Here is a 9,738-nt window from a genome sequence, read left to right as displayed (position 1 = left end):
CCTGAAACGAATAATGAGCCCCATTATGAAATCTATCATAAAATGCGCAATAATTGGCGCCCATAAAGTATCCGTCATATTATAAATCCAGCCTAACCCATAGCTGATCGAAAAAACAAGTCCCGTTGGTATCCAGTGCTTCAGGTACCGGATATGGATGACTGCGAATACAATACTAGTCCAATAGGCCCCTATTGAATGCTGAATGGCCCCCCGGAATAACAGTTCTTCACATACAGCGACGATAAAAGATATTACGGCGATATGCCAGACAGGTCGCAAACGGAAGATCCGGTCGTTGACGCCTCCATCATCCCCTGCTTCCTCAGGCACCCATCTGGAGATTAACAGGTCAACTGCAACTACAGCCCCTGCCAAACCAAGGCCCCACCACACAAATTGAAGGTTTTGCGGGATATGAAATAAATGAATTATGTTCTGACGCTGAAATAATACCCAGATCAAACCGATAATAAGAGTAAGTGCCTGGGTCATGTACAAATTGATGAGCAGCATACGGTCGTCAAGCTCATCTACGCTCACCTTGCGCACGCGTATTTTACGGATGTCAAATTTTTTCATGTCTTCCCGCCTGTCTTGAAGGTTCATATTTCCTTTTATGAGCATTTCGCCTATACTGGTAGGGCACAAACGACAGCATCCATTTATTACATAGAAGGAGATTTGTGATGGAAAAAAGATTAACGAGAACCGCCATGTTTTTCAGCGTTGGCTTCGTGTTTATGGTCGCTTTCGCTGCCGGCGCCTTCTTCTTCGGATTGAAGATTGGAACGGACAAAGCGGAAACCAAGTATGAGATGAAGCAATTGAAAAGTCAGTTGAGCGAAAGTGCAGTACCTTATCAGCAGCAAGACCTTGTATCATTCTATCATACCGTATTTTCGCCTTACCGTGAATTTCAAACGGAATGGATCAAATCCATCAACAAATTGCAGCAAGGCCAGTTGACCGAACCGGTCGCTATTTTCAAAGGGCTTGGCGAGCTCGCAAATCGTAAAAACAAGGAAGTCTCTTCCTTTGATATGCAAAAATCACCGTTGCTTGGACAAGCGCAAGCCAGCATGATTCGCAGTCTGGAGCAGTTCGAGCAAGCTGCCGGCAAAGCGGCCGCCCATGCGAAAACGTTAAAGAACAAACCGCTTATCGAAGCTATTGAAAAAGAAGCTTCCTACCAAAACGCGGTAAATAGTATGCTCGACGCCCAACAGGCTTATTATGCTGCTATGTTGAAATGGGGTGCAACGGTTAATCCGGACATCCCGGGTGATTACACTTCTCCGAACATTATGGAGATCAATCAATGGAAGAAGCTTCCGTTAATCGTAAAAAACAAGCTGATGGCCGATCATCTTCAGAAACGGAAACAGCTGGCGGCATTTTATCCGCAGGATTTGACCAGCCGTGTTGACGAATTTATTCAAACCGGTCAACAATCCGAGATGAAGGTTCGTTCCGTCTCTGCAATCGTAGAACTGATGGTCAATACGAAGGCGGTCCGCAGCGGCGACTTTACCGCGAGCAAAGCTGCGCAATACGAGAAAGAAACGCTTCCGCAGCTGCCTTTCTTTTATGCCGAGACTGAATAAAGCTTAATCATACTGAAATCCTTGAAGCAAGGCTATGGCAGCCATTCCTCCCTCAACATTGTGGAGACTGCCGTAGCCTTGTTCTTGCAAGTAGCGGCATACGGCCGTGCTGCGCACACCGTGTGCGCATACGATATATAGCGGTTTGTCATCATCCAGCTCGCCAAGGCGATGCGGAATGCCGTTCATCGGAATGAGAAGCGACGATTCCAAATGATAATATTCCCATTCGTGAAGCTCGCGCACATCGATCACTTGCTCCCGCTGCAGCTTGCCTTCATCCATAAGCTTCAACAGCTCGTCAGCGCTTATATCTTGCCATTCATTCATTTCGTCACTTCCTTTCAACTCTTAGAGGTATAATGGTTGAATCATAACGAAAATTTCATTTTTGAGCAAGTTGAGCATTGCAATTGAACGCCCTATTGCTATAAAATAGAAAAGGTTGTCCATAACGATTTAAGTCGAACTATGACGGTTATTTAAGGCGAACCTTTTCGTCCGGCTCTCGCACTTTCGTGCAGAGACGGGATTTTTTGTTTTCTCGCCTTTCATATGATTTTAATTTGAATTTTTTGCTCATGCAAAACGTTTAGGAGGCAATCTGCATATGTTTAAAGTACTTGTATCCGATCCGATCAGCGATTTAGGCATTCAACAGCTTGTTGAAGCAGCGGATGTCACTGTCGACAAAAAACCAGGACTAAGCGAAGACGAGCTTGTCGCCATTATTGGTGACTATGACGCTCTGCTCGTTCGCAGCCAGACGCGCGTTACTCCGCGAATCATGGAAGCCGGCAAAAAATTGAAAGTTGTTGGACGTGCTGGCGTTGGCGTCGACAATATCGATTTGGGAGCAGCGACGCAATACGGCATCATCGTTATTAATGCCCCTGACGGCAACACGATTACAACTTGCGAGCATACTTTCGCCATGATTATGGCCGTTGCCCGCCACATCCCGCAGGCTTATGCAAAAACGGTAAGCGGCGTTTGGGATCGTAAATCCTTCCTCGGCGTAGAGCTCCGCAACAAAGTGCTCGGCGTACTGGGCATGGGACGTATCGGCAGCGAGGTTGCGCTTCGCGCTAAAGCGTTTGGTATGGAAATATTGGGCTATGACCCGTTCATGACAGAAGAACGCGCAGAGAAGCTTGGCATCAAGCTTGCATCTGTTGATGAAATCGTACGGAATGCTGACTTTATGACGGTGCATACGCCACTAACGGCTGAGACTCGCCATATGATCGGCAAAAAACAATTTGAAGTTATGAAGCCAGGTATGCGCATCGTTAACTGCGCACGCGGCGGCATCATTGACGAACTCGCGCTTGTAGAAGCGGTTGACAATGGTATTGTAGCTGGCGCTGCGTTTGACGTGTTCGAAGTTGAACCGCCGGCCGCTGACCATCCTTTCCTGTCGCATCCGAAAATCATCGTGACTCCGCATCTTGGCGCATCGACAGTTGAAGCTCAAGAAAATGTAGCGATCGACGTATCGGAGCAAGTGCTTCATATTCTGCGTGACGAGCCGTTCAGCAACGCTGTCAACATGCCTCCGATCCCAGCGAATCTTGCAAGCCAGCTTCAGCCTTACTATGCGTTAGGCGAGAAACTGGGCAATTTCATCGCTCAAATTACGGACGGCCCTGTTCAAGAAATTACGGTTGGCTACTCCGGTGAGCTTGCAGAGGTTGATACGCAGCCGCTGACTCGTTATATTGTAAAAGGCGTGCTTTCACATCATCTTGGCGCTGAGAATGTCAACGTCGTCAACTCCTTGCATTTGGCCAAAGAGCGTGACGTGAACATCGTCATCAATAAATCGCATGCCGCGAAAGACTTTACGAACCTCGTGTCCGTATCGCTTCGCACGAAAAAAGAAGAACGCAACGCAGCAGGCACTTTGCTGACTGGCTACGGTCCGCGCATCGTACAGATCGATAAGTTCCCTGTCGACGTTACGCCGGAAGGCAACCTGATTCTGATCTCGCACAACGACAAACCGGGCATCATCGGCCGCGTCGGCACGCTGCTGGGCACGAATGACGTGAACATCGCGACGATGCAAGTAGGCCGTCAGCTTGCCGGCGGATCCGCTATCATGGTTCTGACTGTCGATAAAGGCGCTGACAAAGCGATTCTGGAGCAATTGGTATCCTTGTCCGACCTGAACTCGGCGAAAGAAATTACGCTGAATTAATCGAGATTGAATAGATTGCATGACGAGACATCCCTCGCATGAGTCAAGCTGATAAAGCTGACCTGTGCGAGGGATGTTTTTTGTTCATAAATTGCGACACTCTGTCACATCGCTTGAATAAGTTTGTTCCACGAACAACAAGATTATTTCTGTTGTTTCAACAAAAAAGCGCTCCTCGAAAGGAGCGCAATGACAGCTATTGTCTAATTTCGACAGGCAGCAGCAGCGTAAAGGTCGTACCTTTTCCAAGTATGCTGTCGACCTCAATACGGCCGTGATGCTGCGTAATAATGTTCTTAACGATTGCCAGCCCCAAGCCCGTACCGCCCGATGAACCCCGTTTCCGGGCTTTATCGGCTTTATAGAACCTCTCGAATATATAAGGCACGTCCTCGCTTGGAATACCCTGCCCTTCATCCTTCACCTTCAGCAGCACATAACCGAGTCCGTTAATGTCCGCTTGCTCGCCCGAGATCGTAATCGACTTGCCGGGAGGCGTATGCCGCAATGCGTTGTCCAGCAGATTGGTCATCACTTGCTCAATCCGGTCCTCGTCCGCGCCCATAACAGCAAGCGGCTGTTCCGGTAAGCCCGCAATTAGGGAAACGTCCCTCTCCTTGGCGTACACCTGGAATTTGCGGTGAACCCTTTTTACAATTTGCCGCAAATCGACCTGTTGCAAATTGAGCTCAACATGACCGGCTTCCATTCTCGCCATATCAAGGAAATCGTTGACGAGTCTGCCCATTCGGAGTGACTCGTCATAGATAACTTGAACAAGTTCCTTCCGCTCCTCTGGTGTAACGACGATATCGTCCAGCAACGCCTCGCTATAGCCTTGCAGCATGGACAGCGGCGTTCGGATCTCATGCGATACGTTGGCGACGAAATCGCGCCGCAGCTTCTCGAGTTTATGCTCTTCAGTCACGTTGCGGATAACGGCGACTGCGCCTCGGCTAATGCCGTCTGTCTTCAAAGGCGCCATCGCCACTGACCATACGTTGTTATGGACTTGAACCTTATCGGCCGCATCGCGCCCCTCTTGGAGCACGGTTTGGAACGTGTCCCGCAATGGTCCCGGCACATCGGCAAATTCGCCGTCTTCCATGTCATCATGCCAGGAGCGTTCGATATCGGACCATCTGCCGAGCAGCATTTGTCCGGGAGGATTGGTCAGTATGACCTTCCCCTCTGCGTCGAATGTAATGACTGCATCGCCCATCGAGCGCAATATGCTCGACAGATGCTCTTTCTCATGGCTTAAGTCATGAATCAGTTTATCGAGTTGTCCAGTCATATGATTAAACGTATTGGCAAGCTGCCCTATCTCATCGGAGGAGACGATGTTTACGCGAGTCCTGTAATCGCCCTGCGAAATGGAATCAGCAGCCTTCTTCAGTTGAAGGAGAGGCTGCTGGATTTTGGTAGATAGAAAAAAAGCAAAGAAAGTCGACAATAGAAAGCCAATAATGCCGACTACGATAAAGACGACTTTAATTTTCCGCTGGTCTTCCACAAACGCAATATCGATATACTGCAGCAAGAACACGCCGAGAATGATGAGGACGAGGGCGACGAGCAGCATAATCGTCCCCCACAGCTTACCCACGACGCTATGCAGCAAATTGCTTAGCCAGCCTTTTCGGAAAAACGCCATTACTTTGGAACCTCAAGTTTATAGCCGACGCCCCATACCGTCGTAATCATCGAGGCTGCATCCGCGGATACTTTGTTCAGTTTCTCGCGAAGCCTTTTCACATGGGTGTCCACTGTGCGAAGATCACCGAAAAACTCATAGTTCCATACATCCTTCAGCAGCTCTTCCCGGGAGAATACTTTATCCGGAGATACCGCCAAGTAATGAAGCAGCTCATACTCTTTAGGCGTTAGGCTCACTTCTTGGCCTCCAGCCGTCACCCGGTGGGCGTCATGCTCGATTACGAGATGCGGAAATACAATATTGTTGCTGGAGTTGATCTCCTTGGTCAAGAAAGCGGTAGCCGAAGAGCGGCGCAAAATCGCCTTCACCCGGTAGATCACTTCTCTAGGACTGAAAGGCTTCACAACGTAATCGTCAGCGCCTACTTCAAAGCCTTGAACCCGGTTCATTTCCTCGCCTTTTGCGGTAAGCATGATGACTGGAGTCGCTTTTACTTGACGCAACCTGGAGCACACCTCCACACCGTCAATGCCCGGAAGCATGACGTCAAGCAGGATGAGGGCGTAATCCGTTGCTGTTGCAAGGCGCAGCGCTGTTTCTCCATCCTCCGCTTCATCAATGACATAGCCTTCTTTCTCCAAATACATTTTCAAAAGGCGGCGAATCCGTTCCTCATCATCGACGACCAAAATACGGCTGGCAAAGTCGGACATATTGGAATGCTCCTTTCCATTCTTCTCAAGTTAGTTGTAAGTGTTATACGCCTGCATAGGAATGCAAGCCTGCAATAATTAAATTGACGCCAATCAGTGTGAACAAAATAACGACGAAGCCGATAACCGCCAGCCATGAGGAACGTTTCCCCTGCCAGCCGCGCGACAATCTGAAATGCAAATAAGCACTGTAATACAGCCAGGAGATGAGTGCCCAGACCTCTTTCGGATCCCAGCCCCAGAACCTGCCCCAAGCTTTCTCCGCCCATATCATCGCAAAGATCAGAGCACCTAGAGTAAAGATCGGGAAACCTATTGCAATAGCGCGATAGCTGATTTCGTCCAGATCCTCCGGATCAATGCCGTCCATCAGCGGATGGATGACAGCCGCAAGCGGCTTGCGGAAAGCCAGTCGAAGCAGACCGTAAAGAATCGAACCTGCAATGACAGACCAGATTACCGTATTGAGCTTGCGTCCGGCATTAACACCGTTCATCCAATAGGGTGCTTCAAATACCGCATGATCCATTCCTAAAAAAGAATCGACCGATTCAGCCTGACTGTTGTAAGGCTTCACAATCGGAGGCAGCGTATAGTCAACCGTCTCCCGCTTGGTGGATTCAACGCCTTTGCTGTCAATCGTCGACTTCTCTTGTACGAAATGCGCTTCATAGCCCATTCCTCTGAAAGCGAACACTGCAATGACGAAACCAACTACGATAATAATCGTATAAAGGGAAAACTCTAACCAAAACTGTCCGCGCTTGCCTTTTTTCGACTTATCGCTGAAATCGATAACGCGAAGCAAATACATAAGACCCGCTGCAAAACCGACAGCGAAGAAGGCTTCACCCAGTGCAGCTGTTGTAACGTGTACTTTCAGCCAAATGTCGTCCAGTGCCGGAATTAGCGGTTGTACCTCTTGCGGGAACACCGCCGCGTAAGCGACGACTATAACGGTCAGAGGCAGCGCGAACATTCCGAGCAGCGGTTTCTTGTAAATCGCATACACGATCGTAAACGCGATCATGATAGCCATACCTAGGAAAGTAATGAATTCGTACATATTGCTCGTTGGAATTTGCTTGCTGCCGATCCAACGGGTAAAGAAAAAGGTCAAATGGCCGACCAGACCAAGCGAAGAAGTAACAAAGGCGATTAGCCCCCATTTTTTCTCATGCTTCTCAGGGTCGCGGTTGCTCCATTTTTTGCCTGCTATTGCAATAACATAGAACATAAATGCAAAGCAGTAAAGGAAGAATGCAACGACAAACGCGTCGCTGCTGAAATCGATTAAACTCACGCGTTATTCCCTCCGTTATCAAGCGACTTTGGATCTACAGTAATGCCTTGCTGGCGAAGTGCAGCCGCGAGATCCGCGCGCATGCCGTACCAGTTTTTATTCGTATGCGCGCCGAGCGACAGCTCGCCGTCGTCAATGCGAAGCCAAATGCGCCGGTGCTGCCAGTATGAGCCCATCAGCAATCCAATCATGGAAATCGTCGCGCCAATCCATACGTACGGCAGAGCCTTGTCCATACGGACGTTCAAATAGGTGGAAGCCTCCGAAAAATCAACATTTTCCATACCCTGTACTTTGATTTCCAGCTTGTCCGCAATTGAGGCGTTCAACTGATCCTGGCCGAACTTTTCCTTGTCCTTCTGCATCGGGAAGTACATGTAAGGTTGTCCCTTCGCCGGCAGATCAGGTCCAGTAATCAAGAAGATGAAGGCTGGAGCGTTTGGCTCGCGGCTGAGCGTTACCGGCTCGCCGTCGTCGCCTACTGCGAACTCCATATAATTGGCAACCAGCTTCAAATGATAGGCACCCAGATCATAATCAATCGGCGCGTCCTTCATCGGCAGCTCAAAAGGTCCAAACGTTTCCCCCGTTGCTTTATTGATCAGAACCGGCTTGACCCCTTTCAGCTTGGGCGTAACGTCGTAGTCGAACTGATAGAGCTTCAACCCTTTGTAATTCAGCGGGCTGTTGACGATAATATCATGGCGGTCAACCTCAACCAGTTCAGGTTTTACCGAAGAGTCACTGCATTGGCTGACACAGGTATAGAGCACCGCTTTCGTCTCATAAAGCTTAGCGCGGGCTTTACCTTTCAGCTCTTCCGGCAATTCATCATCCGAATAATAGTTCACCGTGAATTTCTCGTTCTTTACATAGTAATTCGTTCCGTCGATATGTACGGTGTCACCGTCCGGTATCGTTACATAACTGTCCATCTGCCAGCCCGGAATGCCCCTTGCCAGAATAGCCAACAGGAAAAGGATTAGGCCGATGTGGTTAATGTAAGGTCCCCATCTGCTGAAACGGTTTTTCTCCGCCAGCAGCGCCGTCCCGTCGGAAAAAATCCGGTAGCGCTTACGCTTTAGCTGATTGCCAAAGCTTTGCACCCACTCTTCTGCACTGCCGTCAATTTGAGCGGTATATACCGTCTTTTGACGATTGATGAATCGCAGATGCTTGCGAACCTGCTGCTTGCTAAGCGCTCGATACAGCGGCAGAACGCGGTCGAGGCTGCAAATGACCAGCGAGGTGCCGATCATGACGAGCAGCGTAATGAACCACCAAGATTCGTAAGTATGGGACAATCCCAGCGTATAATAAATCTGTCCGGGAAGGCCGTATTGTTCCTTGTAGTAGGTGGTTGCATCGAAATTGTTCAGAAACGAGTCCTCTTGCGGATAAATCGTACCAAGCGTTGCAGACAGCAGCGTCAATACGATTAAATAGACGGCGATTTTGACCGAGGAGAAAAAGTTCCATACCCGGTCGATGATGCTTGGATTGCTCTTCTGCGAACGGCGGGCTACCCCGTCGTAGCGCATTTCAAGAGGCGTATCCGATTCGGCATTCTCAATCAGAGGCTTGCCGCAGCTTTCGCAAAGCACCGTGCCTACGGCATTCTGATGCCCGCATTCGCATTTCGTGTTATGTAGCGATAACACAGTGAAACCTCCTAATACTTCAGCAGCTCGATAACCCGCTCATCGATATCCTGTTCCGTCATGCCGCCTACCTTGATCTCCATGATCTTTCCGTCAGGCTTCACGAAAAATGTCGTTGGATACGACCTTAGTCCATAGCTGCGTTCCGTCTTCTTGTTGACATCTCTTAAGATGGGATAGTTCAGCTCGAACCGGCGGACGAAATTGTTAACCGTCAACGTATCCTCGCTCAAGTTGATTGCTAATATTTCCAGACCCTCGTCCTTCCATTTGGCGAATTGCCGTTCGAACTCCGGCATCTCCTTTACGCATGGCGGACAAAATGTGCCCCAGAAATTGATGACAACTGCTTTGCCTTTATAGTCCGACAATTGATGCGTATTGCCCTGCAAATCGACAAGCGTAAAGTCTGGCGGCGTTCCGCCGACCTTCGGGATGCCGTCCTCTTTGGCCGCGAACAGGCTCGTGCCGATCGCATAACCTCCGACTATCAATACGGCAAGCAAAATAACGATTTGAACGGGTCTTCGGTACTTGCCCATCTTGCCTTCACCTGCATTTCATTCTTTGTCAGCTTTGAATAGTTCCATT

At 49.1% G+C, this 9,738-nt stretch carries 9 protein-coding genes; 2 read left to right on the top strand and 7 right to left on the bottom strand.

Annotation, left to right across the window (positions count from 1 at the left end; all coding sequences use genetic code 11):
• A partial coding sequence (locus tag IEX98_RS04025) for a CPBP family intramembrane glutamic endopeptidase (protein ID WP_188887608.1) occupies positions 1–582 on the bottom strand: 582 nt, incomplete at its 3' end.
• 107 nt (positions 583–689) lie between these two features.
• Here IEX98_RS04025 and IEX98_RS04020 point away from each other — a divergent pair.
• A complete protein-coding gene (locus tag IEX98_RS04020) occupies positions 690–1,607 on the top strand; it encodes a hypothetical protein (RefSeq protein ID WP_188887607.1) in 918 nt (305 codons plus the stop codon).
• 3 nt (positions 1,608–1,610) lie between these two features.
• Here IEX98_RS04020 and IEX98_RS04015 read toward each other — a convergent pair whose 3' ends face one another.
• On the bottom strand, positions 1,611–1,937 hold the full coding sequence (locus IEX98_RS04015) for a rhodanese-like domain-containing protein (protein WP_188887606.1): 327 nt from the start codon (positions 1,935–1,937) through the stop codon (positions 1,611–1,613).
• 280 nt (positions 1,938–2,217) lie between these two features.
• Here IEX98_RS04015 and serA point away from each other — a divergent pair, with 280 nt between their 5' ends.
• The gene (gene serA, locus IEX98_RS04010) at positions 2,218–3,810 is read left to right on the top strand and encodes a phosphoglycerate dehydrogenase (RefSeq protein WP_188887605.1); all 1,593 of its coding nucleotides are present in this window, start codon (positions 2,218–2,220) and stop codon (positions 3,808–3,810) included.
• Between the two features lie 196 nt (positions 3,811–4,006).
• Here serA and IEX98_RS04005 read toward each other — a convergent pair whose 3' ends face one another.
• The 5 genes from IEX98_RS04005 to resA are packed head-to-tail and all read right to left on the bottom strand — an operon-like array spanning position 4,007 to position 9,689.
• A complete protein-coding gene (locus tag IEX98_RS04005) occupies positions 4,007–5,467 on the bottom strand; it encodes an ATP-binding protein (RefSeq protein ID WP_188887604.1) in 1,461 nt (486 codons plus the stop codon).
• Entirely contained in the window at positions 5,467–6,183 is a 717-nt protein-coding gene (locus tag IEX98_RS04000; RefSeq protein WP_188887603.1) for a response regulator transcription factor, read from the bottom strand. The genes IEX98_RS04005 and IEX98_RS04000 overlap by 1 nt, the downstream gene beginning before the upstream one ends.
• Before the next feature lie 43 nt (positions 6,184–6,226).
• Positions 6,227–7,486: a cytochrome c biogenesis protein CcsA gene (gene ccsA, locus IEX98_RS03995; RefSeq protein WP_188887602.1), complete on the bottom strand. Its 1,260-nt coding sequence runs from the start codon at positions 7,484–7,486 to the stop codon at positions 6,227–6,229.
• On the bottom strand, positions 7,483–9,147 hold the full coding sequence (gene resB, locus IEX98_RS03990) for a cytochrome c biogenesis protein ResB (RefSeq protein WP_188887601.1): 1,665 nt from the start codon (positions 9,145–9,147) through the stop codon (positions 7,483–7,485). Before resB ends, ccsA begins: the two co-directional genes overlap by 4 nt.
• 11 nt (positions 9,148–9,158) lie before the next feature.
• Positions 9,159–9,689: a thiol-disulfide oxidoreductase ResA gene (gene resA, locus IEX98_RS03985; RefSeq protein WP_042162612.1), complete on the bottom strand. Its 531-nt coding sequence runs from the start codon at positions 9,687–9,689 to the stop codon at positions 9,159–9,161.
• Positions 9,690–9,738 lie beyond the last annotated feature (49 nt).

Source organism: Paenibacillus radicis (ex Gao et al. 2016) (assembly GCF_014641555.1).
GTDB lineage: Bacteria > Bacillota > Bacilli > Paenibacillales > Paenibacillaceae > Pristimantibacillus > Pristimantibacillus radicis.
The sequence above is the reverse complement of the archived record's forward strand: the minus strand, read 5'-3'. Positions and strand labels throughout refer to the sequence as shown.

Bases quoted from the DNA above. Each gene is read 5' to 3' on its own strand.
- IEX98_RS04020 (WP_188887607.1), top strand. From the start codon at position 690: ATGGAAAAAAGATTAACGAGAACCGCCATGTTTTTCAGCGTTGGCTTC.
- IEX98_RS04015 (WP_188887606.1), bottom strand. From the start codon at position 1,937: ATGAATGAATGGCAAGATATAAGCGCTGACGAGCTGTTGAAGCTTATG.
- serA (WP_188887605.1), top strand. From the start codon at position 2,218: ATGTTTAAAGTACTTGTATCCGATCCGATCAGCGATTTAGGCATTCAA.
- IEX98_RS04005 (WP_188887604.1), bottom strand. From the start codon at position 5,467: ATGGCGTTTTTCCGAAAAGGCTGGCTAAGCAATTTGCTGCATAGCGTC.
- IEX98_RS04000 (WP_188887603.1), bottom strand. From the start codon at position 6,183: ATGTCCGACTTTGCCAGCCGTATTTTGGTCGTCGATGATGAGGAACGG.
- resA (WP_042162612.1), bottom strand. From the start codon at position 9,689: ATGGGCAAGTACCGAAGACCCGTTCAAATCGTTATTTTGCTTGCCGTA.